Genomic DNA, 18130 nt, shown 5'->3' with positions numbered 1-18130 from the left:
GGGCGGGGTCAGCGGCTGAGGATTCGGCGCAGGACGCGTTCCAGGGTGGCTGCCGGATTCGCGTCCGCCTCCGGTGAGCGCCAGGCCACGTAGCCGTCCGGCCGCACCAGTACGGCGCCGCCCCCGCTGACGCCGTACCGCTCCAGGAACCGCCCGTCCACGTCCAGCAGCTCGTCGTCCACCGGCAGCCGCGTCAGCTCCACGCCGAGCCGCTCCTTGACCTGCCGCCCCGCGTCCATCCACGCCTGCCCGCCCTGCTTGGCCGCCATCAGCACGAACCCCGAGCCGAACAGGTCGATCGTGGACATGAGCTGCCCGTCCCAGTCGAGCACCACGTGCGGGGCCCGGCTGCCGGGCCGCCCGTTCGGCGCGCGCGGGTCCTCCAGGATCGAGCCGTCGTCCCCGGGCTCGTCGATGATCGCCGTGGAGTGGTAGCGGTGTCCGAGGAGGGCGCCGATCGGGTCCTCCAGGGGTTCCGGATAACCGGCCCGGGCCGCTGGGGGCATGCGCGCGCCGAGGTCGGCGAGTTGGGCGTCGGCGGTCAGCTTGCCGATCGGGCGGCGTTCGGCGTCGTAGGTGTCCAGGAATCCGGGCCCGGCCTGCCCCGTGAGCACCAGCCACAGCCGCCAGGCCAGGTCGCACCCGTCCTGCAGGGCCGTGCTGCCGCCCTGCCCGCCGGTCGGCGGCATGGTGTGGGCGGCGTCGCCGGCGAAGAACACCCGCCCCGCCCGGTACGTGTCGGCCACCAGGTGCGCGATGCCGATCATGGACCGGTCGAGCACCCGTACGTCGAGGTCGGGCCGGCCGGTCGCCAGGCGGACCAGCTCGACGCAGTGCTCCTCGGTGAAGTCGGCCGCGCTCTCGCCCTCGGCGAGGTTGACGCCGAGCACGTGGGCCCCGACTCCGGTGCCGGTCACGATCACGCCGGTGAAGACGTCGTTGCGCAGGTACCAGAGCGTCACCTCCCGCTCCCGTACCAGCTCGGACAGGTCGGCGTCGAACATGATCGAGCACATCTGGCCCAGCGGCCCGCGGCCCGAGGTGGGGACGTTCAGCGACTCGCGCAGCGGGCTGCGGTGCCCGTCGGCGGCCACCACGTAGTCGGCCCGTACGATGCGGTCGCCGTCCTTGTCCCGGATCACCGCGGTCACTCCGGCGGAGTCCTCTTCCAGGGAGACCAGCTCGGTGGAGAAACGCAGGTCGGCGCCCAGCTCCTCGGCCTTGACCCGCAGGACGCGCTCGATCTCGGCCTGTGGCGCCCCGACCATGGCGACGGGCGTGAGGTCGGCCAGGAAGGCGAACTCCTCCTGCTCGTCGTGGATGATCATGTGGGGGTCCGGGTCGGTCAGGCTCTCTGCGACCGCGATGCGCATGTTCTCGCCGATCCCGGCCCAGATGCCGGCCAGCTCCTCCTCGATCCCCGGTACGACCCGCAGCAGCTCCACCGCGCGCGGCCCGACGCCGAACGCCTTGGGCTGGACGGAGGTGCCCGGATGGCGTTCGACCACCATGACGGGCACGTCACGCCAGGCCAGCAGCGTCGCGGCGCTCAGGCCCGCGTATCCGCCGCCGACCACCAGGACCGGCACTCGCTCTTGTTCCATTGATATCCACCTCCGAGAACGCGTACTATCGCGTCTGTGTGCCGAGCGACACGATATGTCGCGTCTACGGAGCGAGTCAAGATATATCTCGAAAAAGGGGATTTGGGGGCCGCTCCACATGAAGAAGCCCCCGGCGGGCGGGGGCCGAAAGGGGCTCGGGAGGGGAGACGTTCCAGCGATTCGACAGGGACTCAGGGGAGGTGGCGTTCCGGCGATTCGACAGGGGGTCAGGGGAGGTGGCGTTCCAGCGATTCGACCTTGGACGTCATGGCGTCCGTGACGCCCTGCCGCAGGTCGGCCTTGAGCACCAGGCCCACCCGGGGAGCGACCTCGGCCACGGCGTCGACGGCCCGCTTGACCACGTCCATGACCTCGTCCCACTCACCCTCGATCGTGGTGAACATCGCGTCGGTGTGGTTGGGCAGCCCGCTGTCACGGACGACCTTGACGGCGCGGGCGACGGGCTCGGCGACCCCTTCGCCGACGCCCAGCGGGGTGATGGAGAATGCGACGATCATCGAGTGCCCTCTCAGCGGGTGCCGGACGATCTCGATCTTAACCAGCGAAAAGCCACGACGTGGGAACGCCGTGGCTGCCGCCGTACGTCACACGTGGTCGTGCTCTTCTTCGACCTCTTCCTCGCCCGGCTCCTCGGACGGCTCCACGCCCAGCACGGCCTCGCGGGGCTCGATCTCGCTGATGTGATCGACGAGCTGCAGCACGTGGTCGGGCTCGATCAGCCACTGCAGCGCGGAGGCGCCGCTGTCGTCGGAGGCGACCAGTTCGGCCTGCTCGGTGCGCTCCTCGTCGGTGAGATCAGCGTCGGGGTGCCTGATCTCGGCGAGCGCCGCGGCCTGCAGCGCGTCCATGTCGAGCACCTCGACGGTCAGTTCGACCGTGAGGCGCAGGAACTTCGGTTCATCACTCATGGCGAAGATGCTAGGGCAGCTTCCACTCGACGGGTGTGGCGCCTTGCTGGGTGAGCAGCTCATTGGCCCGGCTGAACGGCCGCGAGCCGAAGAACCCGCTGCGTGCCGACAGGGGAGAGGGGTGAGCGGACTCGACGCGCGGCACCTGGCCGAGCATCGGGGCGAGGTTGCGGGCGTCGCGGCCCCACAGGATGGCGACCATCGGCTTGTCGCGCGCCACGAGCGCGTGGATGGCCTGCTCGGTGACCTGCTCCCAGCCCTTGCCCCGGTGTGAGGCGGGCTTGCCGGGCATCACGGTGAGCACCCTGTTGAGCAGCAGGACGCCCTGCTCGGCCCACGGCGTCAGGTCGCCGTTGGCGGGCCGGGGGAGGCCGAGGTCGGTCTCCATCTCCTTGTAGATGTTGACCAGGCTGCCCGGCAGCGGCCGCACGTCGGGGGCCACCGAGAACGACAGCCCGACGGGGTGGCCGGGGGTGGGGTAGGGGTCCTGGCCCACGATCAGCACCTTGACCTCGTCGAAGGGCTGGCTGAAAGCACGCAGCACGTGGGCGCCGGCGGGCAGGTATTGCCTGCCCTCGGCGATTTCCTTACGCAGGAAATCGCCCATCTGGGCGATCTGCTCGGAGACGGGCTCGAGCGCACGCGCCCATCCCGCTTCGACGACTTCGTTCAGTGGAAGACCGGCCATGGCCGTTGAGCTTAGCCAGGTCTGGTACGGCTTGCGGCCGAAACCTCGGCGCAAGCCGTACCAGAATGATCACGACCCCGGTTCACCAGGTACGACCAGGCGGCCGGTCACTTCACGGAACCGGCCATCATGCCCTGGACGAAGTACCGCTGGAACGCGAAGAACATGATCAGCGGCACGATCAGCGACATGAACGCACCCGACGAGAGGATGTCGACGTTCGACCCGAACTGCCGCATCTGAGACTGCAGATACTTGGTCATCGGCTGGTTGCCCGAGTCGGCGAAGACCAGCGCGATGAGCATGTCGTTCCACACCCACAGGAACTGGAAGATGCCCAGCGAGGCGATGGCGGGCTTGCCCAGCGGGAAGACCACCGTGGCGAAGATCTTCCACTCCGACGCGCCGTCCATGCGCGCCGCCTCCAGGAGCGAGGAGGGGATGCCGACGAAGAAGTTCCGCAGCAGGAAGATCGCGAACGGCAGGCCGAAGGCCACGTGGAACAGCACCACTCCTGGGATGCTGCCGAAGATCTCGGCGCCGCCGTAGAGCACGGCGATGGGGATCAGCGCGATCTGGATGGGCACGATCAGCAGCCCGACCACGATCAGGAAGCCCAGGTCCCGGCCGGGGAAGTCCATCCACGCGAACGCGTACGCCGCCATGGCCGCGATGCCGATCACCAGGACGGTCGTCGGCACCGTGATCAGGATGGTGTTCCAGAACGACCCGGTGAATCCGCTGCCGAGCAGGTTCTGGTAGTTCCTGATGGTCAGCTCGGCCGGCTTGGTGAAGACCGTCCACCAGCCCTCGGCGTTGTTGACCTGCGTCGTCCGCAACGACACGACCAGCAGGCCCAGCGTCGGCACCAGCCAGAACAGGCCCAGCACCACCATGATCACCTGGACGGCGCCGCCGCCCACGCGATCGACGATCTTGCTGAGCACGCCCCTGCGCGGCGCGCCCGACTCCATCCCGGACGACTTGGGCCGCGCGGCGGCCGTCGTGGTCGTCATGACTCTCCCCTCCTGAACCGCCTGATGTTCATGACCATGAAGGGAAGCACCAGGATCAGCAGGAAGATGGCGAGCGCGCTGCCCAGCCCCTGGTTGTTCCCGCCGCCGAACGACACGCGCCACATCTCCAGCGCGACCACGTTCGCCTGCGGCTGGACCGAGGAGGGCGCGATGATGAACACCAGGTCGAACACCTTCAGGGTATTGATGATCATCGTGACGAACACGACGAGCAGCACCGGCGACAGCAGCGGCACCGTGATCTTGCGGAACACCTGCCACTCCGTGGCGCCGTCGATGCGGGCCGCCTCCAGCGCGTCACGGGGGATCGCCGCCAGACCGGCCGCGAGCAGCACCATCGCGAACCCGGCCCACACCCAGACGAACGCGCCGATGATCGCGGGCGTGATCAGCGTCGGGCCGAGCCAGGTCAGGCCGGAGTAGGCGGCCTCGAAGTTCGACTGCGGCAGCCGTACGACGTAGGAGCCGGCCGGCAGTCCCTCGAAGCGGAACGATCCGTTCGCCGCCGTCGTCGCGGTCGCCGCGACCTCGCCGTTCTGGACCGCCTCGACGGTCATGCCGGGCAGGCCCTTCTCGGTGGCGTCCAACTCGTTGTTGGTGCCGCCGCCCCCCGGCGTGAAGTCGAACCAGACGGTCCCCGACACGCCGTCGGGGATCGCGGGGGCCTGCGCGGCCTCGGCGGAGGCGGGCACCAGCTCCTGCTTGACGCCCACGATCGGGATCAGCACCGGCTGGCCCGCCTGGGCGGGCTGCTTGGTGACGACCGCGCCGTCCTGGGCGGCGACCGGTGACTCGTCGCCCTCGCGCGGCCGGGCCTCGGGATAGCCCTGCGCGGAGGAGAACGTGTCGTGCACGGTGGTCAGCACCGCGTTCGCCAGGCCCCGCTCGGGGTCCTCCTCGTAGACGAGGCGGAAGATGACGCCCGCCGCCATCAGCGAGACCGCCATCGGCATGAACACGATCAGTTTGAACGCGGTCGCCCACTTGATGCGCTCGGTCAGCACCGCGAAGATCAGGCCCAGCATGGTGACGATGATCGGAGCGATCACGACCCAGATGAGGTTGTTGCGGACCGTGGTCAGCATGGCCTGGTCGGTGAAGATCGTCAGGTAGTTGCCCAGGCCCACGAACCCGGTGCCCGTCGCGTCGAACAGGCTACGGAACACGGAGTAGACGATCGGGTAGACCACCCAGATGCCCAGCAGCAGCGCCGCCGGGAGGAGGAAGGCGATGGCGACCGCCGGCGAGGGGCCGAGGCGTAGTTTGGTGCGGGGGGTATCAGCCGGTCCGGTGGGGGGCCCGCCCGCGACGTGCGCGGGCGGGCTCTGCCGGCCGTCCAACCGTTCGGTCACGGCCTTACCTCTTTACTTCCAGGCCTTCTTGGCCTCGGCTTCGAGCGCCTCCTGGGTGCCCTTGACGTCGCTCGGGTCGCGCAGGAAGTCCTGGAGGACCTTCCACTCGCCCTTGCCGTCGGTGGCGCCGAACGCGCTGGGGGCGAGGTCGGACATGTCGTAGCGGACGGAGTCGCCGGCCGAGACGATGGTCTGGCCGAGCGCCTTGGTCAGCTCGTCGGGGTAGTTGTCGGGGGAGACGTTCTTGTTCGGCGACAGGTAGCCGGGCAGCTTGGCCCAGACCTCGCCGCCCTCCTTGGAGGCCAGGTACTGCAGCAGCGCCATGGCGCCGGGCGACTCCTTCATGGCCACCGCGACGTCGCCGCCGAGGACGACCGGGGCGGTGTCACCGACCTTGGGGAACGGGAAGTATTTCGCCTCCTCGCCCACCTTGGCGCCCGACTGCAGGGCCTCGACGGCCACGAAGTCGGCCTCGATGACCATGGCGCCCTTCTTGTTGCTGTAGACCTCGCTCACGCAGGTGGGGAAGTCGGTCTGCAGGGCGCCGGAGCTGCCGCCGGCCACGAACTCGTTCTTGCCGACGATCTGCGCGATCTTCTCCAGCGCGGTCGCCACGCTCGGGTCGGTCCACGGGATCTCGTGCTTGGAGAGCTTGTCGTAGTTCTCCGGGCCCGCGCTCGACAGGTAGACGTTCTCGAACAGGTCGGTCAGCGTCCAGCCGGAGGCGCCGCAGACGGAGAACGGCGGGGTGCCGGAGTCGGCGATCGTCTGCGCGTTCTTGACCAGTTCGTCCCAGGTGGTGGCCGGCTGGACGCCCGCGTCCTGGTACGCCGTCGAGCTGTACCAGACCAGCGACTTGTGCGCCGCCTTGATCAGCACGCCGTAGACCTGGCCGCCGGCCGAGCCCAGCTCCTTCCAGTACGGGGTGTAGTTGGTGTCGATCTCCTGGATGATCTCGGGGGCCAGGGGCTTGAGCGCGTCCTGGTCGGCGTACTGCTGGACCAGGCCGGGCTGGGGCAGGATGGCGACGTCCGGCGGGTTCTTGCCCTGGATGCGCGGGCCGAGGTAGGCGCCGGTGTCCTCGCCGGTGGAGGCATAGGTGACCTCGGCGCCGGTCTTCTCGGTGAACGCCTTGAGCACCTGCTCGAAGTTCTTCTGCTCGGCACCGGTCCACTTGGCGGCGACCTCGAGCTTCACACCCGCGAGCGGCTTGGCGCCGCCGTCGGTCGCGGGCGCCGATCCCGACGCGGCGGGCTCGGTCGTTGTCGGAGCGTTGCCGCAGGCGGCGACCGCTACCGCGAGCCCGGCCAGGATCGCTGCTGCTCTGCCTTTTCGCATGGCTGCCTCACTGAGTTCTGATGATCTCTTCGAGTTCGGACTTCATGGAGACCGCGACGTCGTCGGCGGTCTCGGGGGATGGGTTGGCGAGCGCCTTGGCGACCGAACTGGCGATCACCAGGCTGACCTGGGTGTAGTTGGCGCTCACCGGCCGCGGTTTGGCGGCGAGGATGCTCTCCTTGAGCACGGGGAGGTAGGGGAAGCGCTTGATGAGGTCGGGGTCGTCGTACAGCTCCGTCCACACGGGCGGGAACGAGCCCTCGGTGAGGACCCGGCGCTCGTTCTCCAGGCTCGTGAAGTAGCGGATGAACTCCTGGGCGGTGTGCTGGTTCTTGGAGTAGGCGCTGATGGCCAGGTTCACGCCGCCCAGGGTGCTGGAGCCGGGGCCGTCGAGGCCGGGCAGCCGGGTCACGCCCAGCTTGTCGCCCAGCCGGGCCTTGGCCGGTCCGTACGCGTGCGGCCAGTTGCGGGCGAAGGCCAGCTCGCCCTCCTGGAAGGCCAGGCGGGACTCCTCCTCCTTGTAGCTCAGCGCCTTCTTCGGGATCCAGCCCTCGCGCAGCCCCTGGAGCAGGAACTCGAGCGCGGTCCCGCCCGTGGCGGGGTCGAAGGTCACCGCCGTGCCATCCCGGCTGATGATCTCCCCGCCGGCCGACTGCACGGCCTCGGAGAAGTTGACCGTGAGCCCTTCGTAGGCCAGGAACTGCCCGGCGTAGCCTCCTACGTCGTGCTTCTTGTCGATCTCTCGTGACTGGTCGCGAAGCTCGGCCCAGGTTTTGGGCGGCTTGTCGACCAGGTCGGTCCGGTAGTAGAGCAGGCCCGCGTTGCTCGTGTACGGGACGGCCCAGAGCTTGTTCTTGTAGACGGCCGTCTCCACGACCGGCGGCAGGAACCTGTCGAGCGGGAACGACCCGCGCTCCAGGGGGATGATCCAGCCGTTGTCCGCGAATTCGGCGGTCCACACCACGTCAAGCCCGAGCACGTCGTACCGGCTGCTCTGGGCCTGTAGGTTGGCCGCCATCTGAGCGCGTTGCTCGTCGGCGGCCTCGGGCAGCTCCAGCAGCGTCACCTTCTCGGCCGGATGGGCCTGGTTCCAGCGGTCCAGCAGGGGTTGCAGGTACGCCGTGGTGTCGCGTCCGGTGGCGAACGTGATCGGCCCGGTTCCGCCCGTCGCCGTCTCGCCGCCGCCCGTGTCGCCCGCAGCAGTGCATCCGGCCGCCAGGGTTACGGCCAGCAGCACCAGCAGCGAGCGAGGCACCCTGTTTCCTCCGTGTTCACAGTGATTTACATACGTGTTAGGTAGATGCATTCATGTTATGCACACCTGTAATCTTGAGGTCAACGGATTGCTCCGTAACGCATACGTAACAGGAGCGGGGAGGAGGGGCGGTGCGGCTTCACCTGCTGGCGCTCCTGGCGAAGGAGCCGGCCCACGGCTACGAGCTGAAACAGGCCCTGGAGCAGACCTTCGGCAGCGCCTATCCCTCGCCCAACATCGGGCAGATCTACGTCACCCTCGGCAGGCTGGAGAAGGACGGGCTGGTGCGGGCGGTCGACGTCGAGCAGTCCAACCGGCCCAACAAGAAGGTCTATTATCTGACGGCCAAGGGCCGTGAGGTGCTCGTGACCTGGGTCGACGAGCCGACCGAAGGCCCCAGGGTGCGTGACGAGTTCTTCATGAAGCTCGTGCTCGCCCCGCTCACCGGCATCGCCGACCGCATGGCGCTGATCAGCCGGCAGCGCCGCCACTACCTGTCCCTCATGAGTGATCTCAACGACCTCCTGGCCCGCACGCCGCCGACCGACCGGGTGGCGATGCTGCTCATCGAGGGCGCCATGTTGCACCTGCAGGCAGATCTTGACTGGCTGACCCGATGCCAGGAGGATCTGGCATGAGCGCGGTGGTGAAAACGGTCAATCTGGTCAAAATCTACCAGGACGGTGCGGTCCCCGTGCCTGCCGTGCGCGGGGTGGATCTGCAGGTCGAGCCGGGCGAGTTCGTCGCGGTGATGGGCCCGTCCGGGTCCGGGAAGTCCACGCTCGTCCACATGCTGGGCGGGCTCGACACCCGTACGAGCGGGGAGATCTGGCTCGACGACAAGCGCGTCGACACCCTGTCGGAGAGCGCGTGGGCGCTCCTGCGGCGCAAGAAGATCGGGTTCGTCTTCCAGTTCTTCAACCTGGTCGCCAACATGACCGTCGGCGACAACGTCGAGCTGCCCGCGCTGCTGGCCGGGGCCTCGCCCAAGGTGGCCCGCGAGCGCCGCGAGAGCCTGCTGGCCGCGCTCAACCTGACCGACCGGGCCGACGCCGCGCCCGCCCAGCTCTCCGGCGGCGAGCAGCAGCGCGTCGCCCTGGCCAGGGCGCTGGCCAACCAGCCCAGCCTGCTGCTGGCCGACGAGCCCACCGGCAACCTCGACAGCCGCAACACCCGCGACGTCCTCAACCTGCTCAGCAAGGTGCACAAGGAGGGCCAGAGCATCGTCATGGTCACCCACGACGCCCGCGTGGCGAGCCTGGCCGACCGGCTGGTGTCGCTGTTCGACGGCGAGATCGTGGACGACGGCCGCATCGCGCGCCGCCGTACCCGCACGGCCGGAGAGGTGATCGACCTCCGGTGAGCGACACATGAGCACCGCGCTGGCCGGCAGCCGGTGGATCAGGGCCGACCTGCGGGCGAGGAAGGGCCAGGCGGTGCTGACCGTGCTGGCCGTGGCCGGCATCGTGGCCGCGCTGATCACCGCGGCGACCCTGCTCGAAGAGGGCACCAACCCGTGGCGCAGCCTCTTCGCCCAGACCGACGGGGCCCACGTCTGGCTCTACACCAAGAACAGCCCCCAGGTGGCCCTGGGCGGCATCGAGGGCGTGACGCAGACCGCGGGGCCGTACCGGTCGGCTCCGGTCACCGTGGCGCGGGACGGCAAGAAGGAGCCCGCGGCGCTGCGCGCCATGCCCGCCGCCCCGCCCGCGGTGGCCCACCCCGTGGTGGCCGAGGGCAGGTGGCTCGACCCGGCCCAGCCCGACGGGGTGGTCGTCGAGCGCTCCTTCGCCGGGTCACTCAGGCTCAGGATCGGCGACCCGTTCACGATCATCGCGCTCAGCGGCGAGCGCCACACCCTCTACGTACGCGGCATCGCCGACTCCGCCGAGCAGGGCTTCTACCCCGAGTGGACCCCCGGCCTGGCCTACGTGCTGCCCGCCATGCTCGACCGCGTCGAGCCCATGCTGGGCCGCAGCGAATGGGTCACCGGGCTGCGCCTGGCCGACGCCGAGGCGTCCCAGGTCGTCTCCCAGCGGGTCGTGGTCATGCTGGAGGACCACCTGCAGCGCGTCTACACCTGGCGCGAGGTCAGGGCCGCGATGGAGCTGGACAACCGGCTGCTGGGCACGCTGCTGGCGCTGTTCGGCGTGGCCGGGCTGGTGGCCGCCGCGCTCGCGCTGGCCAACGCCGCCGGCGGCCGGGTGCTCGGCCAGCTCCGCGACCTGGCCACGCTCAAGTCGATGGGCTTCACCCGCGGCCAGGTGGCGCTGCTGCTCCTGGTCGAGCACGGCGCGCTCGGGCTGCTGGGCGTCGTCGTGGGCGCCTTCGCGGGCTGGGGCGTGATGGCGGCGATGCTCGGGCCCACCTCCGTGGCGCCCACCCCCGCGCTGGCCATCGTCGCGGGCACGGCCCTGCTGGTGCTGGCCGCCGTCTGGGTGCCCGCCTGGCGCGGCGGACGCACGCCGCCGATCCCCGACGTGCCCTCGGGGCCGCCAAGGGGCCGCCTGTCCCGGCTGGCCCGGCTGGGCCTGCTCGTACGCCTCCCGCCCGCCCTCGTCCTCGGCACCCGCGACGCCTTCACCCGGCGGGTGCCGGCGTTCCTGACGGCGTTCGGGCTGGCCGTGCCCATGATGATGATCACCGTCGGGCTCGGCGTGTGGGCCACGCTGGACAACTTCCTGGCCCACCCGGAACAGGTGGGCCAGCACGCCGCGCTGCACGTCAGGCCGGGCAAGCTGGAGCCGGCCGTGGCCGAGCGGATCGCCCGCCAGGACCGTGACGTCGCCTCGGTCTACCCGGGCACCGACGTCAACGCGCTGGCCCCGGGCGAGGCCCGCTCGGTCAGGGTGCGGGCCGTCGGCAGCTCGACGAGCCCCTACCCGTTCCCCGTGGTCGAGGGCCGCATGTACGGCCGCCAGGGCGAGGCGGTGGCCGGCCAGGGCCTGCTCGACCTGCTCGGGCTCAAGATCGGCGACCGGGTGCGGCTCACCGTGGGCGGCAGCCCGCTGATCGTCAGGATCGTGGGCCGCACCGTCGAGCCCGAGCAGGACGGCGTGGTGCTCTCGCTGGGGATCGACAGCCTGGAGGCCAAGGACGCGGTGCCGCCCGAGTACTACGCGCTGGCGCTCAAGACGGGCGCCGACCCCTCGGAGGTGCGCGGCCGGCTGCTGTCGGAGTCGGGTGAGGGCCTCGAGGTGCAGTCCGTGGTCAACCCGGCCGACCGGCTGTCGATCATCAGGGTGGTGATCGTGGCGCTGATCGCCGTGCTGGCCCTCATCGGGCTGGCCAACCTGCTCACCGCCAGCGCGCTGGGCCTGCGCGACCACGCCTTCGACCTGGCCGTGCTCAAGGCCATGGGGCTGACCCCACGTCAGGTCATGGCCACGCTGGTGACCGGTACGGGCCTGCTGGTGGTGCTGGGCATCGGCGTGGGTGCGGCGGCCGGGTTCTTCGTCGTCACCGGCCTGATCGACCTGCAGGGGCACACCAGCGGCGTCGGGGCGGGCATCGGCCGGGCCCCGTCGCCGCTGACTCTGACCGTGACCGTGCTGGTGGCCGTGGGCACGGCCCTGGCGGTCGCGCTCATCCCGGCGCGCCGCGCGGCCCGTGCCCAGGTGCCGGTCACTTCGCGCTGAGGCTCTCCCGATCGGTCACCCGCCGCGCGGTGCGCACCGGCGTCCGCGCGGAGGTCTGCTCGGACCTCTGCGGCTGCTCGCGTGCCTGGTCGGGCTGCTTCAGCGCGAACCAGTAGAAGCCGTGCCCCGGCAGCGTGAGCAGGTAGGGCAGCTCCCCGATGGCCGGGAAGGGCACCCCGCCCCGCGCCTCGACCGGCGTCATGCCCTCGAAGCGCCGCAGGTCCAGCTCGACCGGCTGCGGGAACTTCGACAGGTTGTTCACGCACAGCATCACGTCGTCGCGGTCCTCGCGCACGTACGTGAGCACGCACGGGTTGGACGACCACATTTCCGTGTACGCCCCCACGCCGAAGACCGGGTGCCTGCGCCGGATCTCCAGCATCTTGCGGGTGAAGTGCAGCAGCGACCCCTCGTGGCGCTGCTGGGCCTCCACGTTGACCCCCTGGTAGCCGTAGATCGGGTCCATGACCGCGGGCAGGTAGAGCCGCCCTGGGTCGGCCGAGGAGAACCCGGCGTTGCGGTCGGGGCTCCACTGCATCGGCGTGCGGACCGAGTCGCGGTCCTCCAGCCAGATGTTGTCACCCATGCCGATCTCGTCGCCGTAGTAGATGACCGGCGAGCCGGGCAGCGACAGCAGCAGCGCCGTGAACAGCTCGATGCGGTCCCGGTCGTTGTCGAGCAGGGGGGCGAGGCGGCGGCGGATGCCCAGGTAGGCGCGCATGCGCGGGTCCTTGGCGTATTCCTTGTGCATGTAGTCGCGCTCTTCCTCGGTGACCGTCTCGAGCGTGAGCTCGTCGTGGTTGCGCAGGAAGATGCCCCACTGCGCCGTCTCCGGCAGCTTGGGCGTGCGCGACATGATCTCGGAGATCGGCTCGCGGGTCTCCTTCTTGACCGCCATGTAGATGCGCGGCATCAGGGGGAAGTGGAAGGCCATGTGGCACTCGTCGCCGCCCACGGTGGGGTCGCCGAAGTACTCCACCACGTCCTCCGGCCAGCCGTTGGCCTCGGCCAGCAGCACCCGGTCGGGGTAGAGGCGGTCGACCTCCGCGCGGACCTTCTTCAGGTACGCGTGCGTCTCCGGCAGCCCGGAGCAGGCCGTGCCCTCGCGCTCGAACAGGTAGGGGACCGCGTCCAGCCGGAACCCGTCGATGCCCAGGTCGAGCCAGAACCGCAGGACCTCCAGCATGGCCTCCTGCACCGCCGGGTTGTCATAGTTCAGGTCCGGCTGGTGGTGGAAGAAGCGGTGCCAGTAGTACTGCTTGCGCACCGGGTCGTAGGTCCAGTTCGACTCCTCGGCGCCGATGAAGATGATCGGCGCGTCCGGATAGCCACCAGGGGTGTCGGACCACACGTAGAAGTCCCCGTACGGCCCCTCGGGGTCGTGCCGGGACGCCTGGAACCAGGGGTGCCGGTCACTGGTGTGGTTCATCACGAGGTCGGTGATGATCCGCAGGCCGCGCTCGTGTGCGGCCTCGATCAACTGCACGAAGTCCCCCAAGTCCCCAAAATCCGGGAGGATCTTCATGTAATCCGAAATGTCGTACCCGCCGTCGCGTAGCGGCGATTCGTACAACGGCAGCAGCCACAGGCAGTCCACACCGAGCCACTCGAGGTACCCGAGCTTCTCGGCGAGACCGCGAAGGTCGCCGGTCCCGTCGCCGTTGGAGTCCTTGAACCCCCGGACGAGAACCTCGTAGAAGACCGCCCGCTTGTACCAGGCTGGGTCCTCCGAGACGAAGGCCTCGGAGATCGGCTCCGGTGTTGGGGATGCGTTGATCATGATGTCGCTCACAGGAAGAGATGTGGGCAGGACGAAGTCACCGGTTACCCCGGCGTTACTAGCTGGTGACTGCGCCGCGTGGAGTCGTCATCCCTGCGTACTCCACTGTCCTCGAACGAGACCGGATTTGTGATCTGGTGCCCGTTTGCGCGGCGCTTACGGGCCGAACACTACCAGCCCGTCGGCTTTCCGGAACCCGCTTCTGCTGTGCGACGGTTAATACCCGTGAGATCCGTGTGTAATCGCCCTGTTACCCAGGGTTCACTAAAAAGGAGTGGCCAGATCTGAGAGATCGTTCTCGAAGTCGCTCAGCCACAGCCCGAAGAGCACAAGACCGCGCACCCAGAAACGATCATTCCAGCCGTTGAACCTGGTCAGAGCGTCGGGGCCGCCCGCGACCACCTCGTGCAACTCCTCCGAGAGCAGCCCTGGCACGCGGCCCGCCAGGGTCTCCAGCATGCTGTGCGCGTAGTGCCGGGCCGGGGCCGCCGTCGACCTCAGCGGCACCCGCCTCAGCGGCTGCTTGACCACGTTCGTCGAGGGCAGGGCGGCCACCCGCGGGTTGGCCGCGTGCAGCACCTCGCGGTAGAAGCGGCCCTTGGCCTTCCTGGCCACCCCGACCGACAGCGCGGCGTCGAAGAACTCGGGATGGATGAACGGCGCCGTGAACGACGCCTCCGGCCCCACCAGGTTGACCGCCGAGCGCGCGATGCCCCGCACCGTCCTCGTGTGCAGCACCGACAGCGGCAGCTCGGCCCGGTGCCCGTGGAGCATGGAGGTCGTGGCCAGGAACTGCTCGCGGACGGTCGCCTCCATCCACTCCCGCGCCGCCTCCGACAGGAACGGCTGCGTGGGCCGGCCCAGCGAGAGCGAGTCCAGCACGGCCGCCGAGCGCTCCGCCTGCGTCCTGGCCTCCAGGGCGGCCCCGCTGACCATGAAGTTCTTCAGCAGCGGCCCGCCGGCCAGCCCGTCGACCAGGACCCGGCCCGCGCCGTGCACCTCCTTGGCGAAGGGGGCGTACCAGGCGTGGTGGGGGGTCAGGTATTCGAGCCTGCGCGCCACCTCCGCCGCGTCCTGCGGGTAGGCGGCGGCCTCCTGCGTGATCACCCGGTGCGGGATGCCCAGCTCCTTGGTGATCGCCTGGGCGAAGGCGATGTCGGTGTCGGTGCCGTCGTCGGGGCTGGTCGTCCACGACTCCACGTCCGCGCCGCGCGCCTTGGCCACGCTCGCCAGCAGCCGGGAGTCGTAGCCGCCGCTGACCGGCACCAGCAGCGCGCGCCCGTCGTACTCCGCGTAGACGCCGTCGAGCAGCTCCACGATCTCCCGAGGGCTGACCCACGCCTCGTACGGCTCCGTACGCAGCCAGCGCGGCAGCCTGCGCTCCGTGAGCAGCCTGCCGTGCTCGAACACCAGCGCCCCGGCCCCCGGCAGCCGCTTGACCTCCGTGTACGGGGTCGCCTCGCCCAGCGGGAACGTCACCTGGAGTATCGAGGCCCACGCCGACCAGTCGATCTCGACGGGCACGAGGCTGAGCAGCGGGTGGATCAGGGACGAGAAGTAGACCGCCTCCCCGAGGCGTACGTAGTAGACGTCCACCAGGCCCAGCGCGCCCGTGTGCAGCGTCACCCGCGCGCCGTCGCCGATCAGCCCCGGCGTCTCGTACGTCTCCGCGACCGTGATCCACTCGTCGGCCGCCTTCGGCCTGCGCTCGCCCCAGGCGAACGCGTACGCGTCGCCCGCCCGGTGGTAGGGCGGCAGCGGGGAGGAGCTGAACAGGGCCGCGTCGGCAGCCTGGAGCGCCGGGCGGACCTTGGGCCCGGCGGCCGTGAGCTTGCCGAGCATCGCGGTGTCGATCCGGCCGAGAGCGCCGCAGACGTAGGGCCGCACGTTGAACTGCACCGGATCTCATCCCTTCGAGACGCTTTGCAAAAGAGTATCCTTTGCCGGGCTACGAGAGCGGAGGTCCTGGTTTGTCCATCGAGCTTGAGAGCACGCGGAAGGCGCTGCGCGAGGCCGTCTCCCAGGCCGGGCGCGCGGCCGAGCTGGCCAGACTGCTGGACGCCGCCCAGGCCAAGCTCGCCGCCGCCGAGCAGAGCGTCGAGGAGGCCAAGGCGCTGGCGGAGCAGTTGAGCGAGGCAGAGGAGCGGCTGGCCGCCGAGCGGGCCGCGGCCGACAGGCTCCGCAAGGAGCTGGCCGAGCAGAGCTTCCAGGCCGAGGTGGCCAACTGGAAGCTGTCGTCCATCAAGGTCGCCCGCTGGAACCGGCTCGGCGACGCCATCAGGACCGGCAAGAGCAACCCGGTACGCCTGGCCAAGGGGCTCAAAGGCGCCGCCAAGCCGGTCAAGCGGCCCGTCGCGCCCAAGCGCAAGCCCGTGACGAGCGCCGCCAAGCCCAAGGACGAGCGCCCGGGGGCCGCGTTCCAGGCCACCACCTCGACCAGGACGCTCGGGGGCGCCTCGTTCAAGCTCAAGCCGTTCCGGGTGCCGACCGGCCCCAACACGCGCCCCCACCTGACGGCCGCGGTGATCGCCGACCCGCACGCCGAGGCGCTGCTGCGCTACGAGTGGCGCCAGACGACCGGCTTCACGCCCCGCGACTTCGCCAGGGTGCTCCCGCTCGAGGTGCCTCACCTGCTGGTCGTCGAGTCCGTCGCCCAGGGGCCGTGGGCCGAGGAGATCACCGGCGAGCCCGGCGAGGGACTCAAGGCGCTGCTGGCCTGGTGCGCCGAGCGCGGCATCCGCACGGTCTTCTGGCACACGCGGGGCGACGTCTCGGCGTACGCGGCCGCGGCCGAGCTGTTCGAGCACCGCTTCACGACCGACCTCTCCGTGGCCTGGCCGCGGCTGCAGTTCGGGGTGCAGCCCCGGGTGCACAACCCGCTGCCGCTGGCCGGGGGCCGCATCGACCGGGTGCTCACGCTCGACCAGCTCCTTCCCGGCCACCTGGGCTATCCCGACATCCTGACCTCCTACCGCTGGCCGGCCGCCGCCGACTGCCCGCCCGGCACGCCGCAGTGGCGGCTGGCCGAGCTGGCGGCCTGCGGCACGTCGATCGGCACCGAGTCCGACTCGCGGCGGGCGCACGTGGCGATGCGGCGGGCGTACTCGATGGGCACGATGAGCGAGCGCATCGACGAGATGCTCGACGCCATCGGGCTGCCCAGCGCCCGGCCCACCCTCAACACCTCGGTCCTGCTGGCCGTGCTCGACCCGTACCTGCTGGAGCACGCGCTGGCGCAGGTCGCCAAGCAGTCGGGCGTCGACCAGGTCATCGTCATCGGACCGCCGGAGGCCGAGCTGCGGGCCCGCGACGTGCTGCCGGACGTGGAGATCATCTGCCGCCGCCCGTCCGTCGAGATGACCGAGGGCGCGCTGCTCAACGCGGGCCTCGACCTGTGCGAGGCGGACCTGGTGGCGGTCATGGACCCGCGCGACGTCTACGGCCCCCACTACCTGTCGGACCTGCGCAGGGCCTTCCTGTTCAGCACCGCGGACATCATCGGCAAGGCCGCCTTCTACGCGCACCTGCGCAAACCCCAGGCCACGCTGCTCAAGCAGCCCGACGCCGAGTACACCTACCTCCCCGAGGTCGCCGGCGGCACGCTGCTGGCCCGCCGCAACGCCCTGCGCGAGCTGGGCTTCGCCGACCTCACCGAGGGCTGGGACGAGGTGCTCATGCGGCAGTGCCGTACCGACGGGATCAAGGTGTTCTCGGCCGACCGCTTCGGCTACGTCCGGGTGCGCGACGAGGACCGCTGGCTGCTCGGCTCGGCCCACCTGGTCGAATACGGCTCGGCGGAGCCCCACGCGCTCATCTAGGGTCGTCCCATGACGCCTGGGGAGCTGGCGGGGGTGCTGGGGGAGCCGCCGGCGCCCGAGGGCACGTGGGAGCGCGAGGCCCGGTACGTGTCCGCGGCCGCGCTGCGGCGGCGGGTGCCCCCCGAGGAGCTGGCCTCCCTGGTGCGGGCGCTGCCGGGGGTCGACTCCGTCGAGGTGCGCGCCGACGGGCTGCTGCGGATCGCCGTCGGCGTGCCGGGCGCGCTGGTGGCGGAGGTCGGGCCGGTCGACCTGCCCGAGCCCGCCTGGCCCGACTTCCCGCGTACGTGGGACAACCCGGGCTTCGTGGTCCGCTACGCGCACGCCAGGGCCTGTGCCGTGCGGCGCTGGGCGGGGGAGCTGGGCGTGTCCGAGGCCGGGTTCCGTCCCGAGTTGCTGGACGACCCCTGCCACCGCCGGGTGTTGCGGGTGCTGGCGGAGCTGCCCGGCCGGCTGGACAGCAGGGAGCCCGGCTGGGAGGGCTACCTGCTCCGGCTGGCGCTGGCCTACCACGACGCCCACGAGCGGGCCCCCGCCGTTCCCGTGGGCGACGAGGATCCGGGGCCGGTGCACACGGCGCGGGTGCGGCTCGCACAGGCGGTGCGGATGGTGCTGCCGGGGCCGGAGCGCTTGTAACGTCTCACAAAATATCCGGCCAAACGGCGAAAAAACGTAAAAATATCCCTTCTGAAGC

15 protein-coding genes are annotated in these 18130 nt (G+C 70.3%); 5 read left to right on the top strand and 10 right to left on the bottom strand.

All coding sequences use genetic code 11. The features are described from left to right. Window positions 1-8: 8 nt before the first annotated feature. From ACZ6S0_RS15140 to ACZ6S0_RS15105, 8 genes are all read right to left on the bottom strand, one after another. Window positions 9-1604 carry an FAD-dependent monooxygenase gene (locus tag ACZ6S0_RS15140; RefSeq protein WP_465916863.1) on the bottom strand — a complete coding sequence of 532 codons (1596 nt, stop codon included), beginning with the start codon at window positions 1602-1604 and terminating at the stop codon, window positions 9-11. Between the two features lie 227 nt (window positions 1605-1831). Then, window positions 1832-2122, bottom strand: coding sequence for an MTH1187 family thiamine-binding protein (locus ACZ6S0_RS15135; RefSeq protein WP_465916862.1), 291 nt, complete (start codon window positions 2120-2122; stop codon window positions 1832-1834). Between the two features lie 87 nt (window positions 2123-2209). Next, window positions 2210-2533 (bottom strand): hypothetical protein, encoded by a 324-nt coding sequence (locus ACZ6S0_RS15130; RefSeq protein ID WP_344893985.1) that lies wholly within the window; start codon window positions 2531-2533, stop codon window positions 2210-2212. Between the two features lie 10 nt (window positions 2534-2543). Next, window positions 2544-3221, bottom strand: coding sequence for a uracil-DNA glycosylase (locus ACZ6S0_RS15125; protein ID WP_465916861.1), 678 nt, complete (start codon window positions 3219-3221; stop codon window positions 2544-2546). A 107-nt stretch (window positions 3222-3328) separates the two neighbouring features. Then, window positions 3329-4237, bottom strand: a complete 909-nt coding sequence (locus ACZ6S0_RS15120; protein WP_465916860.1) for a carbohydrate ABC transporter permease — start codon at window positions 4235-4237, stop codon at window positions 3329-3331. Then, a complete protein-coding gene (locus tag ACZ6S0_RS15115; protein ID WP_465916859.1) occupies window positions 4234-5610 on the bottom strand; it encodes an ABC transporter permease in 1377 nt (458 codons plus the stop codon). Before ACZ6S0_RS15115 ends, ACZ6S0_RS15120 begins: the two co-directional genes overlap by 4 nt. 12 nt (window positions 5611-5622) lie before the next feature. Further along, entirely contained in the window at window positions 5623-6948 is a 1326-nt protein-coding gene (locus tag ACZ6S0_RS15110; RefSeq protein ID WP_465916858.1) for an ABC transporter substrate-binding protein, read from the bottom strand. A gap of 7 nt (window positions 6949-6955) precedes the next feature. Further along, window positions 6956-8203: an ABC transporter substrate-binding protein gene (locus tag ACZ6S0_RS15105; RefSeq protein ID WP_465916857.1), complete on the bottom strand. Its 1248-nt coding sequence runs from the start codon at window positions 8201-8203 to the stop codon at window positions 6956-6958. A 131-nt stretch (window positions 8204-8334) separates the two neighbouring features. On the opposite strand from ACZ6S0_RS15105, the gene ACZ6S0_RS15100 reads away from it, so the two are divergent. From ACZ6S0_RS15100 to ACZ6S0_RS15090, 3 genes are read left to right on the top strand one after another with little or no spacing between them, the layout of a single operon-like run. Continuing rightward, window positions 8335-8841, top strand: a complete 507-nt coding sequence (locus ACZ6S0_RS15100; RefSeq protein ID WP_465916856.1) for a PadR family transcriptional regulator — start codon at window positions 8335-8337, stop codon at window positions 8839-8841. Next, the gene (locus ACZ6S0_RS15095) at window positions 8838-9566 is read left to right on the top strand and encodes an ABC transporter ATP-binding protein (protein ID WP_465916855.1); all 729 of its coding nucleotides are present in this window, start codon (window positions 8838-8840) and stop codon (window positions 9564-9566) included. The genes ACZ6S0_RS15100 and ACZ6S0_RS15095 overlap by 4 nt, the downstream gene beginning before the upstream one ends. A 7-nt stretch (window positions 9567-9573) precedes the next feature. After that, entirely contained in the window at window positions 9574-11841 is a 2268-nt protein-coding gene (locus ACZ6S0_RS15090; protein WP_465916854.1) for an ABC transporter permease, read from the top strand. Here ACZ6S0_RS15090 and treS read toward each other — a convergent pair. Both treS and ACZ6S0_RS15080 read right to left on the bottom strand, forming a co-directional pair. Next, window positions 11828-13621 (bottom strand): maltose alpha-D-glucosyltransferase, encoded by a 1794-nt coding sequence (gene treS / locus ACZ6S0_RS15085; protein WP_465916853.1) that lies wholly within the window; start codon window positions 13619-13621, stop codon window positions 11828-11830. The genes ACZ6S0_RS15090 and treS overlap by 14 nt on opposite strands. A gap of 264 nt (window positions 13622-13885) precedes the next feature. Next, entirely contained in the window at window positions 13886-15520 is a 1635-nt protein-coding gene (locus ACZ6S0_RS15080) for an asparagine synthetase B family protein (RefSeq protein ID WP_465916852.1), read from the bottom strand. Between the two features lie 71 nt (window positions 15521-15591). Here ACZ6S0_RS15080 and ACZ6S0_RS15075 point away from each other — a divergent pair, with 71 nt between their 5' ends. Both ACZ6S0_RS15075 and ACZ6S0_RS15070 read left to right on the top strand, forming a co-directional pair. Continuing rightward, a complete protein-coding gene (locus ACZ6S0_RS15075; RefSeq protein WP_465916851.1) occupies window positions 15592-17439 on the top strand; it encodes a hypothetical protein in 1848 nt (615 codons plus the stop codon). A 9-nt stretch (window positions 17440-17448) separates the two neighbouring features. After that, entirely contained in the window at window positions 17449-18072 is a 624-nt protein-coding gene (locus ACZ6S0_RS15070) for an anticodon-binding protein (protein ID WP_465916850.1), read from the top strand. Window positions 18073-18130: the final 58 nt, after the last annotated feature.

The sequence above is a fragment of the Nonomuraea sp. NPDC051298 genome (genome assembly GCF_055586305.1).
This window is presented reverse-complemented; position numbering and strand designations above follow the sequence as displayed.

Bases quoted from the DNA above. Each gene is read 5' to 3' on its own strand.
- ACZ6S0_RS15140 (WP_465916863.1), bottom strand. From the start codon at position 1,604: ATGGAACAAGAGCGAGTGCCGGTCCTGGTGGTCGGCGGCGGATACGCG.
- ACZ6S0_RS15135 (WP_465916862.1), bottom strand. From the start codon at position 2,122: ATGATCGTCGCATTCTCCATCACCCCGCTGGGCGTCGGCGAAGGGGTC.
- ACZ6S0_RS15130 (WP_344893985.1), bottom strand. From the start codon at position 2,533: ATGAGTGATGAACCGAAGTTCCTGCGCCTCACGGTCGAACTGACCGTC.
- ACZ6S0_RS15125 (WP_465916861.1), bottom strand. From the start codon at position 3,221: ATGGCCGGTCTTCCACTGAACGAAGTCGTCGAAGCGGGATGGGCGCGT.
- ACZ6S0_RS15120 (WP_465916860.1), bottom strand. From the start codon at position 4,237: ATGACGACCACGACGGCCGCCGCGCGGCCCAAGTCGTCCGGGATGGAG.
- ACZ6S0_RS15110 (WP_465916858.1), bottom strand. From the start codon at position 6,948: ATGCGAAAAGGCAGAGCAGCAGCGATCCTGGCCGGGCTCGCGGTAGCG.
- ACZ6S0_RS15095 (WP_465916855.1), top strand. From the start codon at position 8,838: ATGAGCGCGGTGGTGAAAACGGTCAATCTGGTCAAAATCTACCAGGAC.
- ACZ6S0_RS15090 (WP_465916854.1), top strand. From the start codon at position 9,574: ATGAGCACCGCGCTGGCCGGCAGCCGGTGGATCAGGGCCGACCTGCGG.
- treS (WP_465916853.1), bottom strand. From the start codon at position 13,621: ATGATCAACGCATCCCCAACACCGGAGCCGATCTCCGAGGCCTTCGTC.
- ACZ6S0_RS15070 (WP_465916850.1), top strand. From the start codon at position 17,449: ATGACGCCTGGGGAGCTGGCGGGGGTGCTGGGGGAGCCGCCGGCGCCC.